Source organism: Actinomadura luzonensis (genome assembly GCF_022664455.2).
Classification (GTDB): Bacteria; Actinomycetota; Actinomycetes; order Streptosporangiales; family Streptosporangiaceae; genus Nonomuraea; species Nonomuraea luzonensis.
On sequence record NZ_JAKRKC020000001.1, the window covers coordinates 5,335,705 to 5,352,778 of the forward strand.

Sequence of the window (17,074 nt, forward strand, 5' to 3'; positions counted from 1 at the left end):
ACGGTCGGTCCGTCAGCGGCGGGGCTCGTGGCCCCGGCCGCGCAGCGGAGCGGCCTACATGCGCAGGATCGAGAGGACGGCCAGGCGCCGGGACGTGGCTCCCGGCGGTGGGCGGGCGGACGGCCGGACGTCCGTGACCGGCTCTCCCCCGGCCCCGGCGGGTCGTCCCACCCGGGTCCGGACGCCGCTCAGCAGCAGCACGATGAACGACGCCAGGACGGCCAGGCACACGTTCGCCGGGTCGAGATCGGGCAGCTCGTGGCCGGGCGCGAACGTCCCGCTGGCCGCGACGACCTGCGGGTGAGGGGCGGTGCCGTGCTGCCGGCCGTGCAGGTGCCCCAAGGTGTGCATGCCGCACACGCCCAGGGCGAGGGCCACGAGCAGGATCGCGCGCGGCACGCGCACTGTACGGAGCCGCCGCATAGATCCCCCTGCCCTTCCGGAGAATAACCTCCTCATTACACGTACCAGCCTACTAAGGAAGCTCGTAGTAGCGGCGTGAACACGATCGCCGATAGCATGAGGGGCCCACGGGCTGGAGGGAACTGTCAGATGATGCGCGGCCTGGGAGAGCTCGAGTCCACGATCATGGACCACATGTGGACGATCAAACAGCCGGCCTCCGTCAGAGACGTCCTGGAGCATCTGCGCGAGGACCGCCCGCTCGCCTACACCACGGTCATGACCGTGATGGACAAGCTGCACACCAAGGGCCTGCTCCGCCGCCGGCCGGTGGGCCGGGCCTACATCTACGAGGCGGTGTCGTCCAAGGAGGCCTACACCGCCGACGTCATGCGCGAGTCCCTGTCCAGGAGCGGCAACAGGGCGGCCACGCTGGTCCACTTCCTCGAACGGCTCACCCCGGAGGAGGCCAGCGCCCTTGAGGCGGCGCTCCGGGTGTACCCGCCGGGGAGCCGCGGCGCATGACGGTGCCCGTCGTCCTCGCCCTGTACGGCCTCGCCGCGGCCCTGGCGCTGCCCGAGCTGCTCAGGCGGGGCACCTGGGCCGACCGCGCGCCGCGGCTGGCGATCGCGATGTGGCAGGCGGCCGGCACGTCGGTGGTCGCCTCGGTGCTGCTGTCGGCGTTCGCCGTCGCGGTGCCCGCCTCCGTGGTGGGGCACGGCCTGGCCCACCTGTTCGAGGTCTGCGCCGACCTGCTCGGCGACGAGGCGGCCCGGAGCCCGGCCGGCGTCGGGGCGAGCCTGGCCGTCGGCGGGCTCGTGCTGGTCAGGGTCGCCTCCGTGGGCGCGGCGGTGCTGCTGCGCGCCCGCCGCGGACGCCGCCGCCACGCCGCCGCCCTCGCCCTCCTCGGCAGGCGCGACCTCGCTCTCGGCGCGGTGGTGGTCGACTACGAGGAGCGCCTGGCCTACTGCCTGCCCGGCCGCAACGGGCACGCGGTCATCACCACGGGCGCGCTGCGCTCCCTCGCCCCCGAGCAGGTGGCCGCCGTCCTCGCCCACGAACAGGCCCACCTGCGCGGACGCCACCACCTGGCGCTCGCCGCCGCCGAGACGCTGGCGCGGGCCTTCCCCCGCGTCCCCCTGTTCGACCAGGCGCGCGTCGAGGTCGCCCGCCTGGTCGAGCTGCTGGCCGACGACGTCGCGGCCCGCCGGCACCCGCGCGTCCACCTGGCGGCGGCGCTCGTCGGCCTCGCCACCGGACGGGTCCCGGCCTTCGCGCTGGGCGCGGGCGGCGAGACGGCGCTGACCCGCGTCCGGCGGATGCTGCATCCCCAGGCCCCGCTCGCCCGTCGCGAGCGCGTCGCGGGACGCCTCGCGGTGACGACGCTGCTCGCCGGGCCGGCCGCCCTGACGCTCGCGCCGGGCGTGGCCGCGTTCCTGGCCGACCACTGCCACTCCCTCCTCACGTTCTGAGGGCGTCCGGCGTGAGCGCGCCACGCCCGCTGCTCAGGACGCGCGCGTGGCGGAGGCGACGAACAACGGGAGCGCGAGGAACAGGCGATCCTGCTCGGCCCGTCGCACCTGCTCCGCGACCCAGGCGTCGTGCTGCTCCCGGGTGATGACGCCGGCCGCGTGCACGGCCTCGGCGAGGCCCGTCAGCATGCGGAGCATCGTCCGGTCCGTGCAGAGGCCGACGTGCACCTCCACGTCCACCTCGCCGAACCCGGCGTCGAGCAGCAGGTTGCGGTAGCCGCGGGCGGCGCGCGGGGCGGCGGTCAGGTCGGCGCGGGCCCGCACGATGGTCCGGGTGAGACCGGGCTGGTGGGAGTCGATGACGAAGGCGTCCCAGTCCTGCCCGACGAGCACGATCCGGCCGCCGGGGGCCAGCACGCGAGCGGCCTCGGCCAGCGCCCTGGCGGGGTCGCCGAGTTCGTGGAAGACCTTGTCCGCCCGGTATCCGGCCACCTCGTGGTCACGCAGGGGAAGGCGGCAGGCGTCACCGACGCGGAAGTCGGCGTCGGGCCGGCGCCGCCGGGCCACGTCGATCATCTCCTCGCTGACGTCCACGCCGATCGCCGTGACCTTCCTGTCGTTCAGCTCGGCCACCGCCCGGCCCGCGCCGCAGCCCACGTCGACCGCGTGGTCCCCGGGCCGGAGCCTGAGCAGGTCGTACGAGCGGGCCCGCAGCCGGACAGCGGCCGGCAGGGCGTCGGCGAGGTCGAGCAGCTTGATGAGTTCCGTGTCGTTGGACATGCGCCCCACCATGCGACTTAATGTCGACATGAAGTCAAATGCGGTGATGGCCATCGGCGACGTCGCGGCCCGCTTCGGACTCGCGCCGCACGTGCTGCGCCACTGGGAGGCGATGGGGCTGCTCGCCCCGGCCCGCGCCGAGGGCGACCGCCGCCGCTACAGCCGCGACGACCTCTACCGGATCGCGCTGATCCTCCGCGCCCGGGAGGCCGGCATCGGCCTGGAGGATCTCCGCCGGATGCTCACCACCACCGACCCGGCCGCCCGCCGGGAGATCCTCCAGCGCCACCGCGCGGGCCTGCTGCAGCGCATCGCCGCCGCCCAGGCCTCGCTCGACCTCCTCAACTGCGCGCTGACCTGCGATCACGAGGACTTCTCCAGCTGCCGGAGCTTCCAGGCGATGCTCACCGAACGCGTCGAGCAGGCCCGTCCCTCCCGCCACGCCGATGGGCCCGTTGATCGCCGCCAGGGCCGGCGGTGAGCGGCGCCGCTTCGGAGCGGCCGGTCAGGCCGGGGAGAAGGCGTACAGCTTGTTGTTCTGGGCGCAGGCGTAGGTGCCGTCCGAGCACAGGCCGAACCAGTACCCCGAGCCCCAGTAGACGGTCCCGGCGACGATCGCCGCCCCGCCGATCACCGCGCCGCCGCTGCGGTACCGCCAGAGGATCCTGCCGGTCGCCGCGTCCAGGGCGAACATGCTGTCCGCCTCGCCGTTGATGCCGCCCGCGAACACCACGCCGCCCGCGGCGCTGATGAAGCCGAGGTCCAGCGTGCCGTACGGGTCGGCGACCTGCCACAGGATCCTGCCGGTGGTCGCGTCCAGCGCGGCCCACGAGCCGCCGTCGGTCGTGGTGGTCGTGCCGTCGGCGCCGGTGATCTCGTACTCCTCGTGCTCGGCGTTGCCGATGCCGACGTAGACGCGGCGGCCGTCGGTGGCCGAGCCCCATTCGATGCCGCCGAGGTCGCTGCCCGGGCCGACCACCGTGTGCCAGATCTCCTTGCCGGTGACCGGGTCGAGCGCCCAGTAGATGCCGCTCTTCTGGCCCACGCCGAGGATGGTGCGGGCGGGCGTGCTGATCAGGCTGGGGGCGGAGCCGAAGTCGAAGTCGGGGCCGCAGGTCTCGCACTCCTCGGTGCCGACGTCGGCGGTCAGCGTCCTGAACGCCCACTCCACCGCCCCGGTACGCAGGTTCAGCGCCACCACCGAGTCGGTGTAGTTGTCGGCGGGCCCCTGCTCGCAGTCCCGCTGGCCCGGCCGGGTGCAGACGCCGTCGGGCACGGTGTAGTTGTTGCCCGTGGCGACGAACAGGCGGCCGGTGACGTGGTCCACGACGAAGGAGCTGCCCCAGACCGAGTTGCCGGTGTAACCCGCGGGGGCCATGTACCTGCGCCACAGCACGGTGCCGGTGACGGCGTTCAGCGCGACGACCGCGCCGCGGAAGGTGACCGGCCCGGGAGCGCCGAACTCCGCCCGGCTGGCGGTGCCGACGTACACGGTGGTGCCGTCCACGACCGGGGACGTGGTCACCATCGAGACGGGGTCCGCGTCGATGACGGTGCTCCACAGCGGGGTGCCGGTGGCCCTGGTGGCGGCCATGACGCGGGCGCCGCCGGCGCCCGGCACGCTGGAGACGCCGTCGCCGAGGACGAGCGTGGTGCCGTAGATCGCGGGGCTGGTCCGTGAGACGTCCCCGGCGACGCCGCTGTAGTCGGAGACCGGGCGCTGCCAGCGGACCGCTCCGGTGACCGCGTCGAGCGCGGTCAGCTTGCCGCCGTAGTCGGGTACGTAGACGGTTCCCCCGGACACGGTGGGCGTGGCGGCGACGTTGCCTCCCAGGGCGGCCGTCCAGCGCGGGCGCAGCCGGGCGGCGTTGCCCGCCGAGATCAAGGTCTCGGTCGCCGCGAAACGGGTGTTGGAGTGGTTCTGCCCGGCCATCGGCCAGCCCGCCACGTACGGGACGGCGGTGGCCCGCGCGGTCGCGGGCCCCGCTCCGGCGGGCACCGAGGCCGCCACCAGGGCGACGGCCAGAGCGGCTTTCCATGCGCGCGTCATCGCGCCTCCTCACGGAAACGGTGGGAACGGGCAGGTGGAGCCCACGCCGTGGTGCTCCACCTGAAGAACGGCCCGTCACACGGCCAGGTAGGCGTGGATGATGCCCATCACGCCGGTCTGCGCCGCGGGCGAGTCGTAGTAGCTGCGCACGGTGACCCGGTCGCCCGGCCGGATCGTCGCCACCGGGTCTCCGGCGCAGACGCCCATCCGCACGATCGCCCGCATGCCGCCCATCTCCTCGTACTCGGCGTAGGAGTCGCACAGCACCGTACGGGTGGTGTCGTCGGTGGCCGAGACGTGCACGCCGTCCGCGTGCTGGTGACCGTTGAGGAAGACCAGCCGCCCGCCCACGGTGGCGGGCCAGGTCCAGGTGCGCGTGCTCGGCCCGGCGGGGACGGAGTAGGCCGAGCTGAGACACCCGCCCGCGTCCAGCCACACCGACCGGACCGGCGTGGTGGTGCGGGCCCCGGCGATGGTGTAGGTGACGGAGAGGTACACCGTCTTCGGGGCGGCGGAGTAGTTCATGAGGTCGGCCAGCAGCACCCACCGGTCGGTGCCGCGCACGGCGACGCCGTAGCCGGGCGGGAACTCCTTGGCCGTGCGCTCGTTGCCGGAGGCCCACAGCCGGTCGCCCATCGGCTGTGCGGGGCAGACGAGGTCCCTGGCCGCCAGGTTGCCGATCACGAAGTGGTGCAGCATGGGGCCGGTGTCCATGTTGGCGCTGGTGCCGTCGGCGTACACCAGGTCCGGACGTTCTCCGACGATGTCGCACGAGCCGCAGGGCTTGGCCGCCGCCGACAGGGAGTTCGTGATCTCGCCGGGGGCTTCCATGGTGCCCGCCGGGATCGTCCACGGGCCGTAGCGTACGGTCACCGTCTGACTGGCCGCCGATGCCGGCAGGGGCGCGGCCGCGAACATCGCGATCATCACGGTCACCGCCGCGACCACGAAGGGGACTCTCCTGTGCACGCGATCACCTCTTCTCGAGGTAGGAGCCGCATTCGATGAGGGATCCCTGGCCGGTAAGACTAGGCATGGCCGGCGGCGCGCGCATCGGCGCATTCACCAGTGGTGGTGCCGACGCCGCAGGCCGCCCCCGGGTCCGCGCCGCGGCGACCGTCCGCACGGGACGACCTCACGGGCGCACGCGACGATCATGTTTGGGATGCTGACTGCGTGAACCGGCGTACGAGGACATATTGGTTCTGGGCGGCCCTGGCGATCGGCGCCGCGCTGCTGGCCGCGGCCGCGCTGCGGCTGTGGCTGCGGTATCCGGGCGACGTGGACCCGGCCGGGGCGGGGTTCGCGCTGGTCGGCACCGCGATCACCGCGTTGTCGTGGTGGCAGGCGCAGCGGCTGGCCGCCACCGACGTGGAGGCGGCGACGGCCCTGCTGGCCCGGCGGGTGCTGGCCGCGGAGAAGGCGCAGCGCGCGCAGCTCGTGGGCGGCAAGGGCAAGGACTCCGTCATCGACGTCCGGTTCTCCTTCGTTCCCGGCGGCGGCTCGGCGTCCGCGCCGCCCTCCGGGGACCTGCGGCACGTGGCCGCCTACTTCCGCGACCTGCCGGCGCCCCGGCGGCTGGTGGTCGCCGGGAGGGCGGGCTCGGGCAAGACCGTCCTCGCGATCGAGCTGATCCTGGAGCTGCTCGACGGCAGGCGGCCCGACGATCCCGTTCCCGTGCGGATCTCGGCGGCCGGCCTCGACCCCGGCGTGCCCGTGGCGGACCTGCTCGCCCGGCACCTGGTCACGGCGTTCGGCCTGCGGGCGGTCACCGCGCGCACGCTGGTGGAGGCGGAGCGGATCCTGCCCGTCATCGACGGCCTGGACGAGATGGACGACACCGACCGGCCGGGCTACGGCTCGCGGGCCGCCCGGGCGCTGCGCGCGCTGGAGGACTACGAGCACGGACGGGAGCGCTGCAGCCTGGTGGTGACCTGCCGCACCGGCCAGTACGACGCCCTGATCGCCGACCGGGCCGCCCTCCGCGGCGCCGCCCGCGTCGAGATGGACCAGGTGAGCGGCGACCAGGCCTGGCGCTTCATCCAGGACGTCACGGACCAGCGGGACCCGGACCGCTGGCGGCCGGTCCTGGACGCGCTGACCACCGACGGCCACGTCCTGGCCGAGGCTCTCGGCACGCCGTGGCGGCTGACCCTCGCGGTCAGCGTCTACGAGGAACGCGACCCGCTCACCGGGCGCTACGTGCGCTCCCCCGAGGCGCTCACGAGGTTCGCCGACGAGGCGGCCGTGCGGGAGCACCTTCTCGGCCTGTTCATCCCCGCCCGCCTGGCGGCGGCGGGCCTGACCGGGAAGGGGCGCGCCGGGAAAGACCCGACCGCCGCGCAGACCCACGCCTGGCTGGCCGTCCTGGCCGGCTGGCTGCGCGGGAACGAGAGCGGCCCGCCGTTCCACGGGCGTGTGCTGTCCGGCACCGACCTCGTGCCGCACCGGCTGTGGCCGCTGGCCGGCGACCGTTCGCGGGCCGCCGACGCGCTGGTGGCGCTCGCCACGGCGCTTCCGGGGGTCGCCGTCGTGGCCGCCGGTCTCGCGCTGGCGGTCGCGCAGCTCGACCTCGTGGACGGCCGCCTGCCGGGCCGGACGGTGCTGGCGCTCGCGCTGCTCCTGCTGCCCGGCGTGGTGGTCCTGGGCCTGCTGGCGGAGCCGGTCAGGGCCTGGCGGGAGGTGTGGCCGGCGGGCGACGAGGCCGGTTCGCCGGGGCCACGCGACCCGCGCGACCGCAGGAAGGCCGTGGCGGAGGGCGTGCTCGGGGCCGCGGGCGGCTCGCTGGCCGGGGTGGGGACCATCCTGAAGTTCGGCAGCGGGCCACCGCTGTGGGTGCCGGTCGTCTTCGGCCTCCTGCTGGGCGTCGGAATGGCGATCGGGAGGAGCAAGGAGAGCGGCCACGCCGCCTTCCGCGACGGCGTCGATCCCGGCGCGGTCGTCCGGAACGACGCCGTCTCGACGCTCGTGGCCGCGCTCACCTTCGGCCCCGGGCTGGGGTTCATCCTGGGGATCTGGCTGCCGGAGCTGCTGGACGGGCTCCCGGTCGCGACGGCGGTGGCCGCGGGCGCGGTGTTCGGCATGTCGGTCGTGGCGTCCTGGTCGCCGGAGCTGTCGCGCCGCTACCTGGGGCTGCTGCTGGCCACCCGGGGCCGGCTGCCGTGGCGGCTGGGCGGCTTCCTGCGCCGCTGCTACGGCGCGGGGCTGCTGCGCGTCTCCGGGATCGCCTACCAGTTCCGCCACCGCGAGCTCCAGGACTACCTGGCCGCGCACCCCGAGCCCCCCGGCGGCGAACGGCCCCCGCGCTGACTCGCCGCGGCCGGCATCGGCAGCCCCACCGGAGGGAGGCCGAACCGCTCGGCACCGGGCGGCAGCCTCCGCCGGCATGGCCGGCGCGGGTCAGCCGGTGGTGAAGGAGATCCACACGTCCGGGGGGACGTCCTCGGGCTCCTCCGTCCACGAGTCACCGGCGATCTCGGTGGCGACCCGCCGCCAGAACACGACGGCCGCCGTGTTCGAGCGCTGGAAGGCGATCCGCCACGGACCGGGATGCCGGGCGATCACCTCTCGCACGGCTCTCGTCCCGATCCCGGACCGGCGTGCGCCGCGCACCACGAAGAAGCTGTTCAGCACCCGCGCCGGGCCGGACAGCGCGCGCACGAACGAGAACCCGACGGGCCGGTCGTCGCTGATGAACAGATAGGCCGCCCAGTCGTCGTCCTCCAGCGCGTGGCGGAGCCGGTCGCTGTGATAGGTGGCGTCGGAGCCGGGGAGCCCGCCCTGGAACTCCGCCATGTCGTGGCGGAACATGAGCCAGAGTCGTTCGAGGACGGGGCGGTCTGCGGCGCTCGCAGGTTTTACGGTCGCTTGAGAAGAGCTCATACAAGCAGAATCCGGCCGGAAGCAACATCCGGCCGGAAGGGGTAAACCCTAGCAGTTTCGATCACGACGTGATGACGCGGCATGCTTGACGACCTTCGGTGCGTGCTCGCCGGTCGGGGACGCGAGGCGGCCTGTGCCCGCCCGCGGTCACGCTACCGCGCACTGTCAGGTCGCGGCGAGGCGGACGAAATAATCATCTCGACCAAGCCGCGCACCCGCTTGGCGGGGCCGTCCGGGCCGAGCGACAGGCCCGACGCGTGCAGCCCCTCGAAGATCAGCATGAGGTGGTCGGCCACTTCCGCGGGGTCGCCCACCTCGAGCTTGCCGGTCAGCTCGGCGAGGGTCTCGCGCAACCAGGACTTCGCGGCGACGGCATGGCGGCGGGCAGGCAGATCGGCGTCGGGGAACTCGGCCAGCGCGATCTGCATCGGGCAGCCGCGGTACCGCTCGGAGGCGACCTGCCCGGAGACCGTGTCGAAGATGGCGAGGATCTGGTCGCGGGGGTCGGGCCCGGCCGCTTCCACCACCGACGCCACCCGGTCCTGGAACTCGCGGTGGGTGTCCTGGACGTAGGCGCTGACCAGCCCGTCCTTGGACGTGAAGATCCGGTACAGGGTGGGCGGGGCGACGTCGGCCTCGGCCGCGACCAGGTCGATGCCGGTGGCTCGGATGCCTCGTCGGTAGAACAGTTCGCCCGCGACGCGCAGCACGTGGGCCTTGGTCTCCCCGGCGGCTCTCGGCACGGCGCTCCTTTCCCGTTGTCATGTTAGGGATCGTTCCCTATAGTCTAGCGCAAGGGAACGATCCCTAACATTGGAGAAGGGCTTCCATGAGTACCCCACATGAGGTGCGGAGCCGGGGCAGCAGCACCCTCCCCTTAGCCACGCTGTTCCTCGGGACGTTCGTGCTGGGCAGTGCCGAACTGCTCCCGGTCGGCGTGATCAACGTGATCGCCGCCGACCTCCGGGTGTCCATCGCCGCGACGGGCGCGCTGGTCACCGCCTATGCCATCGGCGTGGCCGCCGGCGGTCCGCTCCTGACCGCTCTGACGATCAGGATGAACAGGCGGACCGTCCTGGCCGCCGCGCTCCTCCTGTGCGCCCTCGGCAACCTGGCGCCGGTCCTGATCGCCGACCACACCCTGTTCGTCGTGGCGCGCGGCGTCACCGGCGCGCTCGGCGGCCTGTTCGTCGCCGTCGCGTTCATCGTGGGCACCTCGATCGTCCCGCCGGAGCGGGTGGGCCGGGCGATCTCCGCGGTTTTCGGCGGTTTCGCGGTGTCAGGCGCCCTCGGCGTGCCCCTCGGCACGTTGATCGGCCAGGAGCTCGGCTGGCGGGGCGCGTTCGTCGCGGTCGTGGCCCTCACCGTGGTCGCGCTGATCGCGACCCTGGCGCTGATCCCGTCCGTGGCCGGCGCCGGAGGGGGCGCGCGCGACCAGGCCAGGCACGCCTTCGCCCCGCGGGTGCTCGCCCTGCTCGCGCTGCAGGCTCTGGGGTTCGCGTCGCTGTACGCGGCGCTGACGTACATCGTGCCTTTCCTGCAGCACGTCACCGGCGTCTCAGGGGCCCTGATCAGCGCCTTCCTCCTGGCCTACGGCGCCGCCAGCGCGGCGGGCTCGATCGCCGGCGGCCGGTTCGCCGCCGGCGACGCCGCCCGCACCCTGACCGTCGGGACCGTCGCGGTGGCGATCAGCCTCCTGACGCTCTACCTGGCCGGCGCCATCGCGTTCCTCGTGGTGCTGGCGCTGCTGGCCTGGGGCCTGTTCGCCATGGGCATGGTGCCCTCGCTGCAGTACCGCGTGGTCAGCCTGGCCGGTCCCGGAGGCGCGCTGGCCTCCTCGCTGCCCGCCTCGGCCGCCAACGTGGGCATCGCGGCCGGCTCGGCCGCCGGCGGCGCCGCGATCGCCGGCTTCACCCCCTCCGCCCCGGTGCTCACCGGCCTGGTCATCGCCGTGATCGCCATCCCGGTCGCCTGGGCCACCGGCTTCCTCCAACCACCGGTGACGACCGGCGACGGCCTGTCCCCGGACTCCATGCCCAGCCCCTCGTGACCGCGGCCGACCCGTCCCAGCGATCGGAGAAAGACATGATCGACGCGCCCACCATGACCACGGCGGACGACCCGTCCAGCCGCGCCGCCCTGCTCCGCTCACTGCACGTGCCCGGCAAGCCGCTGGTGCTGCCCAACGTCTGGGACGCGGCCTCGGCCCGGATGGCCGAGGCGGCCGGGTTCCCGGTCGTGGCCACGAGCAGCGCCGCGACGGCGGCGGTCCTCGGCCATGAGGACGGGGAGCGGGCGCCGGTGCGGGAGGTGCTGGACGCCGCCGCGCGGATCGTCCGGGCGGTGCACGTGCCGGTGACGGTGGACTTCGAACGAGGCTACGGACTCGCACCGGCCGAGCTGGCCGAACGGTTCGCGGCGACCGGAGCCGCCGGGCTCAACCTGGAGGACTCCGACCCCTCCACCGGGCAGCTGATCGACGCCGCCGCGCAAGCGGACTTCCTGGCCGCGGTTCGTGAGGCGGCGACCTCGCTGGGGGTGGATCTGGTCGTCAACGCCCGTACGGATGCGTTCCTGCGCCGGGCCGGGTCGCCGGAGGACCGGCTCGCGGCCACGATCGACCGGGCGGGCCGCTACCTGGCGGCCGGCGCGGACTGCGTCTACCCGATCGCCGCGAGCGACCCTGACGTGATCCGCGCCCTGGCCCGCGGCATCCCTGGACCGATCAACGTCGGATACGGTCAAGGCAAGCTGCTGGTGGCCGACTACGCCGCGCTCGGCGTCGCCCGGGTGAGTTTCGGCCCCGCCCTGCAGCGGCACCTGTACACGACGTTCGGGTCGGCGCTGTTCGCGGCCGTCGCCGCGGGCGAGAACCCGTTCCTGTCCTGAATCCTCGCGGCGGCTGCCTGTCCCCTTCTGGAGCTGGTGACGCTCGACGGGACCGGAACGCGGGCCCTGATCGCGGTCGGCCCTGCCGGAGGCTCGACGCGCCTGCTCCACCGACCCGGATGAGAGCCCTGCCCCGGGTTGGTGAGACTGGTGGCGAGGCGTGAGCTGCCCAACCGGACGTCAGCCTGCCTGCGGGGTACGGAGATCGAGGTCGTATGAGTGAGCACGACGTGTTCCTCGCTGACTGCCCTGCCCGCACCACGCTGGACCTGGTGGCCGACACGTGGTCGGTCGTCGTGGTGTTCGGGCTGGGAGGCGGCCTCGGGCAGAGCCTGCTCGGGCCGGTGTCGGAGCTCGCCCGCTGGGCCGAGGAGCACGCCGAGGACCTCGCCCCCGACGACCGTGCCCCCGACGACCGTGCCTCCGACGACCGTGCCTCCGACGACCGTGCCTCCGACGAGCCTGCCTGACGCTGGCAAGGGAACCGACCGGTGCCCCACGGCCTCCTAGCGTTGCCGGCATGACACGCTCGGCACCCGGTGGGCGGCCGCCGGCCACGAGATGATGGTCGCCGGCCGGACAGCAGGCAAGGCGCAGACGCTGGCCCGCAAGTGGGGCGGCCGCGCGGGTGGTTTCCGGGAGGTCGCCGAGTTCGCGGACATCGCGCTGGTCGCCGTCCTGTATCAGGGAATGCCGGCCACACTCGCCGAGATCGGCGACGCGCTGCGGGGCAAGCCGCTCATCGACTGCAACAACCCTGTCGAGATCGAGCGGTTCACGCTGGTCACGGAGCCCGGCCGGTCGATGGCGCAGGACATCGGGCAGGCGACCGGCGGGCACGTCGTCAAGGCGTTCAACCTGTGCCATGCGCGGGTGTGGCAGATGGACCCGCCGGTGTTCGACGGCCGCCGTCTGGTGGTGCCCTACTGCGGTGACCACTCCGCCGCGAACGACATGACGCGGCAGCTGATCACCGACATCGGCGGCGAGCCGCTGTCGATCGGCGGCCTTCAGCACGCCCTCCACCTCGAAGGGATGGCCGCGATCGTGATCTCGCTGCTGTTCGGCGGACGTGATCCGCACACGGTCTTCAACCTCGTTGACGGCGCCCCGGTCACCGCGTCACGGTGAGCAGGAAGGTGGTGCGCAACGTGCTGGCCGAACGGATGTGGACCGGGAGAGAGATCGCGACGCGCGCGACAGCCCTTCGGCGCCCCGACGCCTGAACAGCTCTCACCTCCCGGCAGGCAGCTCGGTGACGGCGATCTGCCCGGCCGAGGCATAGGCGGCCATCGACGGGCGATGGAGCTGTCCACGACCACCGTGACCTCCTCCGTCGCCCTGTTCCGGCTCTCGGCCACCCCGGTCACCAGAGCGTTCTCGGCGAGCAGCCGCCCTTCCTGCCCGGCCAGGCTGCTCCCTTGCGGAGCGAGAACGACCTGGACACGCTGACCCGCCTCCATCTCACCGGGCAACTGCCCGGGCTTCAGCGACAGGCCGACCCGCGCCTTGCCGGGCCCCAGCTCCTGGTCGGCGTTCGTCGTCATGTCCGTCGTGAGCAACGTTCCCGGGAGAAGGGTGACGGCGGCGAGGGCATGTGAGACCTGGTCGCGATCGGCCCACAGCTCATAGCGCACGCCGTCCTCGACGACCCGGGCCTCGCGGATCATCTTGGGATCGAAGGGCTGTCCCGCGCCGATCCGCTGGGTGACCATGATGGCGGAGACGCGCTGGTCGGCGTTCAGCACCAGCAGCGTGGTCGCCAGCGCGCCGCCGAGGATCAGCAACACCCCCAGCGCGGCGAGCGTCGGCCTGCGTTGCCGGGCACGCGACGGCAGCGCCCGGGAGGCCGCGTCGGTGAGCAGGCTGGACACTCCCGAGGTGCCGGGTGGCCGCTGTCCTGAGGGAGTTCCGTCCGTCCGCATGATCTCAGAGCTTGGCGCACGCTCTTGCACAGCGGCCCGGCTTCCCAGTTGCGGTGGATGAAGTACATCAGCTACAGGCTCCTGCGGGCTCGGCTTGGGCCACAGCTGAGCTCTGCCGGGTGTCCAGGGCAGGATCAGCGTCCTCCCGTGGCCGGGGCGTAATCAAGATGTGTCAGGATTCTCCGGCCTGTCCCCTTGAGGAGGAATCCGTTGCAGCGCTTGATCGCCGGGCTCGCCGGCGCCGTCGTCCTGACCGTCGCGGCCGTCCCCGCCGCCGCCGCCGCGCCCGCCGACCCGGTGAAGGCGCTCAAGAGCCGGGTGGTCGCCGGGCAGGGGGTCAAGGTCACGGACGTGACGTCGTACGTGGACATGGAAGGCAAGACGGTCTTCCTGCGGCGCACCGGAGTGCTGCAGTACGGCAAGGCCGTCAAGGGTGGCACGGGAGCCGTCGCCGCCGCCGACCTGCGCAATACGTACATCCCGCACGAGGGTCCTGTCTTCGACGCCATGGGCAACCTGCTGGGTGACGAGCGCACGATCACCGTCGGCAGGTACAGCTACATCAAGGGCGCCAAGCTGTTCGGCGCGACGCAGAAGGGCAAGAGCTGGATCAGGCTCAGGCGCGCCCTGCCCGGCGGGTTCAACGGCAGGTACAGCCAGTCCGTGAACGCGGCCGAGCCCGCGACGCTGCAGGTCCTCGTCAAGCACGGCGAGCGGTCGGGCCCGACCTACAAGGGCACGGTCGGGGAGGCCGCCCTGTGGAAGGCGTCACCCTGGTACCGGGCCGCCACGCTCGTCAAGCCCACGGACGGCACGCTGCAGTACGAGCTCACCCTGGGGGCGAACGGCCTGCCCCAGCGGCTCGTCACCTCCCACCCGGCCAAGAAGCACTGGGCGGAGAGCCTGGTCAACGACGACATCATCACCGTCGAGACCCGTTACACGGGCTGGGGCGGCAAGGTCCGCGTGACGGCCCCTCCGAAGAACCAGGTCCAGACAGGCTGACCGGGACTGACCGGGAACGCGGGGGCCGAGCCGGCACCCGGCCCCGCGCCGCTGGGGGCGACGGCGCGTTCCCTTCCGCTGGGTGCCGCTCCGGGGAGTCGAACCCCGAACCTCCGCCTCCTGAAGGCGGCGCCTCTGCCAGTTGGGCCAGAGCGGCTGGACCCCGGGCCCTGCTGGCGTGGGCCGGCCCGGGGTGTGGGCGGGGTCCGGCCGGGGGGCGCCAATCCCGTCGGCCAGGCCGTGGCCCGCGGCCCTCTTCTTTCAGGGCCGTCGTCCGAGTGGCAGGATTCGAACCTGCGGTGCTCCTGCTCCCAAGGCAGGCGGGCTGACCAAGCTGCCCCACACTCGGCGGTGCGCGGTGCGAAGGAAGAAGCCGCCTCGCCTTCCTTCGAGGCGAGACGGCTTCCGCGGTGGGATGGTCCGGTGGGGACTATCCGGGAAGCCGTCGTGGCGGGCCGGGGACGCTCGGCAGCAGCCGGGCGGCGGTGGAGCTGGGGAGTCGCATGGGGCCGCCTCTCTGTTCGCGCGTTCCTCGGTGCCGGACAGTCTTCACGGTACGGGGATGATCGGCCGCGGGGCTACTGATTTACCGGCACGCCGGCGCGGCTCTCCGGGGTCTCGACGCGGAAGCGGGGCAGCGCCTCCGGGTAGTTGTCGCGGACGAAGTCGACCAGGAACTCGCGCACGTCGCACTTGAGGTCCCAGGCCGACGGCGAGTCGGCGGCGCTCATGAGGCCGCGCAGCTCGACCAGCCCGTTGGGCAGCACGTCGGTCACCTGGAGCGTCCAGTCCTTCTGGTCCCACAGCGGGCTGCCCTGGAGGAACTCGTACAGGGCCTCGCGCAGCCGCTTGACCGGCACCGTCCAGTCCACCCGCAGGTAGACGACGGCGAGGACGCGGCTGCCGTGCCGGGTCCAGTTCTCGAACGGGTTCTGGGTGAAGTAGTTGACCGGCAGCACGAGCCGCCGCTCGTCCCACAGGCGCAGCACCACGTACGTGAGCGTCAGCTCCTCGATGCGCCCCCACTCCTCCTCGACCACGACGACGTCGTCGAGGCGCAGCGCGTCGCTGAAGGCGAGCTGGAGACCGGCGAGCACGTTGCCGATCGTGGGCTGCGCGGCGATGCCGACGACGGCGCCGGCGATGCCGGCCGAGGCCAGCAGGCCGGCGCCGAGGGCGCGCACGCCGGGGAAGGAGAAGAGCATCGCGCCGAGCGAGATGACGATGATGACCGCGGCGGCGATGCGGCGGACCAGCGCGATCTGGGTCATGATGCGCCGGGCCCGCCGGTTGCGCTCGCCCTCGATCTGCACCAGCCGGTCGAGGACGACGTCCGTCAGCGCGTACGTGGCCTGGATGATCAGCCAGGTCACGGTCCCGATCGTGAGCAGCCCGAGCACCCGCTCGACGCCGCCCGCGAGGGCCTGCTGCCGGGGCGAGTCGCCGAGGATGCCGGGGCCGAAGACCACGTTGCCCGCCACCACGGTGGCCACCGCGAAGGCGGGCCACGTGCAGTGCTCCACGAGGTGACGGGCGAGCGCCCATTTGCGCCCGACCCTGTTCAGCACTCGCCGGGTCACTTCCACCAGGAGGATCGATCCGATCACCGAAATCACGAGAATCGGCCAGTCCGCCGGAGACTGCACGTTCATGCCCCCAAATATCTAGAACGTCTCGTCAAAGGTCACATTGCCCTCAACCGCCACCTGGTAAGCAGAGACACGCCTCTCAAAGAAGTTGGCGAGCTCCTGGACGTCCTGCAGCTCCATGAACGCGAAGGGGTTCGCCGAGCCGTAGCGGCGAGGCAGGCCGAGCCGGGCCAGCCGCTGGTCGGCGACGTATTCGAGGTACTGCCGCATCTGGTCCACGCTCATGCCGGGCATGCCGTCGCCGCACAGGTCGGCGGCGAAGGCCAGCTCGGCGGCGACGGCCTCCTCCAGCATGGCCGTCACCTGCTTGCCCAGCTCGTCGTCGAAGAGGGACGGCTCCTCGGCGCGCACGGTGTCCACGACGCTGAAGGCGAACTCCATGTGCATGGACTCGTCGCGGAACACCCAGTTCGTCCCGGTGGCCAGGCCGCCGAGCAGGCCGCGGGAGCGGAACCAGTACACGTACGCGAACGCGCCGTAGAAGAACAGGCCCTCGATGCAGGCGGCGAAGCAGATGAGGTTCAGCAGGAACTGGCGGCGCTGGCCGGCGCTCTCCAGCCGGTGCAGGTCGCCGATCGAGTCGATCCACTTGAAGCAGAACTCCGCCTTGTCCCTGATGGACGGGATGTGCTCGACGGCGGCGAACGCCTTGACCCGCTCGTCCGGGTCCGGCAGGTACGTGTCCAGCAGCGTCAGGTAGAACTGCACGTGCACCGCCTCCTCGAAGAGCTGCCGGCTCAGGTAGAGCCGCGCCTCGGGGGCGTTGACGTGCTGGTAGAGGTTGAGCACGAGGTTGTTGGCGACGATGGAGTCGCCGGTGGCGAAGAAGGCGACCAGCCGGTTGATGAGGTGCCGCTCCTGCGGCGTCATCCGCGCCAGGTCGGCCAGGTCGTTGTGCAGGTCCACCTCCTCGACGGTCCAGGTGTTGCGGATGGCGGCGCGGTAGCGCTCGTAGAAGTCGGGGTAGCGCATCGGGCGGAGGGTGAGGTCCATCCCGGGGTCGAGCAGCATGAGGGCGGT

At 72.8% G+C, this 17,074-nt stretch carries 17 protein-coding genes, 2 tRNA genes and 1 pseudogene; 9 read left to right on the forward strand and 11 right to left on the reverse strand.

Annotated elements, in window-relative coordinates:
- Window positions 1-54: 54 nt before the first annotated feature.
- A complete protein-coding gene (locus MF672_RS25385; RefSeq protein WP_242376707.1) occupies window positions 55-399 on the reverse strand; it encodes a hypothetical protein in 345 nt (114 codons plus the stop codon).
- 153 nt (window positions 400-552) lie between these two features.
- Here MF672_RS25385 and MF672_RS25390 point away from each other — a divergent pair, with 153 nt between their 5' ends.
- Together MF672_RS25390 and MF672_RS25395 are read left to right on the forward strand one after the other, a co-directional pair.
- Window positions 553-927 (forward strand): BlaI/MecI/CopY family transcriptional regulator, encoded by a 375-nt coding sequence (locus tag MF672_RS25390; protein ID WP_242376706.1) that lies wholly within the window; start codon window positions 553-555, stop codon window positions 925-927.
- Window positions 924-1,874, forward strand: a complete 951-nt coding sequence (locus MF672_RS25395) for a M56 family metallopeptidase (RefSeq protein WP_242376705.1) — start codon at window positions 924-926, stop codon at window positions 1,872-1,874. Before MF672_RS25390 ends, MF672_RS25395 begins: the two co-directional genes overlap by 4 nt.
- Window positions 1,875-1,907: 33 nt before the next feature.
- On the opposite strand, the gene MF672_RS25400 is transcribed toward MF672_RS25395, so the two are convergent.
- Entirely contained in the window at window positions 1,908-2,654 is a 747-nt protein-coding gene (locus tag MF672_RS25400; RefSeq protein WP_242376704.1) for a methyltransferase domain-containing protein, read from the reverse strand.
- A gap of 28 nt (window positions 2,655-2,682) precedes the next feature.
- On the opposite strand from MF672_RS25400, the gene MF672_RS25405 reads away from it, so the two are divergent.
- Entirely contained in the window at window positions 2,683-3,135 is a 453-nt protein-coding gene (locus MF672_RS25405; protein WP_242376703.1) for a helix-turn-helix domain-containing protein, read from the forward strand.
- Window positions 3,136-3,159: 24 nt separating this feature from the next.
- Here the strand turns inward: MF672_RS25405 and MF672_RS25410 are convergent, their stop codons facing one another.
- The gene (locus tag MF672_RS25410) at window positions 3,160-4,704 is read right to left on the reverse strand and encodes an outer membrane protein assembly factor BamB family protein (protein WP_242376702.1); all 1,545 of its coding nucleotides are present in this window, start codon (window positions 4,702-4,704) and stop codon (window positions 3,160-3,162) included.
- 75 nt (window positions 4,705-4,779) lie between these two features.
- Window positions 4,780-5,673, reverse strand: a complete 894-nt coding sequence (locus tag MF672_RS25415) for a hypothetical protein (protein ID WP_242376701.1) — start codon at window positions 5,671-5,673, stop codon at window positions 4,780-4,782.
- 207 nt (window positions 5,674-5,880) lie between these two features.
- Here MF672_RS25415 and MF672_RS25420 point away from each other — a divergent pair, with 207 nt between their 5' ends.
- Window positions 5,881-8,013 (forward strand): NACHT domain-containing protein, encoded by a 2,133-nt coding sequence (locus MF672_RS25420; RefSeq protein ID WP_242376700.1) that lies wholly within the window; start codon window positions 5,881-5,883, stop codon window positions 8,011-8,013.
- Window positions 8,014-8,103: 90 nt separating this feature from the next.
- Here MF672_RS25420 and MF672_RS25425 read toward each other — a convergent pair whose 3' ends face one another.
- The gene (locus MF672_RS25425) at window positions 8,104-8,514 is read right to left on the reverse strand and encodes a GNAT family N-acetyltransferase (protein WP_242376699.1); all 411 of its coding nucleotides are present in this window, start codon (window positions 8,512-8,514) and stop codon (window positions 8,104-8,106) included.
- A 224-nt stretch (window positions 8,515-8,738) separates the two neighbouring features.
- The gene (locus MF672_RS25430; RefSeq protein WP_242376698.1) at window positions 8,739-9,329 is read right to left on the reverse strand and encodes a TetR/AcrR family transcriptional regulator; all 591 of its coding nucleotides are present in this window, start codon (window positions 9,327-9,329) and stop codon (window positions 8,739-8,741) included.
- An 86-nt stretch (window positions 9,330-9,415) separates the two neighbouring features.
- Between MF672_RS25430 and MF672_RS25435 the strand changes: the two genes are divergently transcribed.
- The 4 genes and pseudogenes from MF672_RS25435 to MF672_RS51480 all read left to right on the forward strand — a co-directional run.
- The gene (locus tag MF672_RS25435; RefSeq protein WP_242376697.1) at window positions 9,416-10,636 is read left to right on the forward strand and encodes an MFS transporter; all 1,221 of its coding nucleotides are present in this window, start codon (window positions 9,416-9,418) and stop codon (window positions 10,634-10,636) included.
- A 35-nt stretch (window positions 10,637-10,671) separates the two neighbouring features.
- Window positions 10,672-11,475 (forward strand): isocitrate lyase/PEP mutase family protein, encoded by an 804-nt coding sequence (locus tag MF672_RS25440; RefSeq protein WP_242376696.1) that lies wholly within the window; start codon window positions 10,672-10,674, stop codon window positions 11,473-11,475.
- 215 nt (window positions 11,476-11,690) lie between these two features.
- Window positions 11,691-11,945, forward strand: coding sequence for a hypothetical protein (locus tag MF672_RS25445; protein WP_242376695.1), 255 nt, complete (start codon window positions 11,691-11,693; stop codon window positions 11,943-11,945).
- 70 nt (window positions 11,946-12,015) lie between these two features.
- A pseudogene (locus MF672_RS51480) lies at window positions 12,016-12,222 on the forward strand (NAD(P)-binding domain-containing protein); the annotation flags it as partial.
- A gap of 263 nt (window positions 12,223-12,485) precedes the next feature.
- Here the strand turns inward: MF672_RS51480 and MF672_RS51485 are convergent.
- Window positions 12,486-13,349, reverse strand: coding sequence for a hypothetical protein (locus MF672_RS51485; RefSeq protein ID WP_302893263.1), 864 nt, complete (start codon window positions 13,347-13,349; stop codon window positions 12,486-12,488).
- A 261-nt stretch (window positions 13,350-13,610) separates the two neighbouring features.
- On the opposite strand from MF672_RS51485, the gene MF672_RS25455 reads away from it, so the two are divergent.
- On the forward strand, window positions 13,611-14,405 hold the full coding sequence (locus MF672_RS25455) for a hypothetical protein (RefSeq protein ID WP_242376693.1): 795 nt from the start codon (window positions 13,611-13,613) through the stop codon (window positions 14,403-14,405).
- Window positions 14,406-14,488: 83 nt separating this feature from the next.
- Here MF672_RS25455 and MF672_RS25460 read toward each other — a convergent pair.
- The 4 genes from MF672_RS25460 to MF672_RS25475 form a co-directional block, all read right to left on the reverse strand.
- Window positions 14,489-14,562 (reverse strand) — tRNA-Leu (locus MF672_RS25460).
- A gap of 116 nt (window positions 14,563-14,678) precedes the next feature.
- Window positions 14,679-14,754: transfer RNA gene (locus tag MF672_RS25465), tRNA-Pro, on the reverse strand.
- Window positions 14,755-14,983: 229 nt separating this feature from the next.
- Window positions 14,984-16,012: a mechanosensitive ion channel family protein gene (locus MF672_RS25470; protein WP_242376692.1), complete on the reverse strand. Its 1,029-nt coding sequence runs from the start codon at window positions 16,010-16,012 to the stop codon at window positions 14,984-14,986.
- Between the two features lie 57 nt (window positions 16,013-16,069).
- Window positions 16,070-17,065 carry a ribonucleotide-diphosphate reductase subunit beta gene (locus tag MF672_RS25475; protein WP_242376691.1) on the reverse strand — a complete coding sequence of 332 codons (996 nt, stop codon included), beginning with the start codon at window positions 17,063-17,065 and terminating at the stop codon, window positions 16,070-16,072.
- Window positions 17,066-17,074 lie beyond the last annotated feature (9 nt).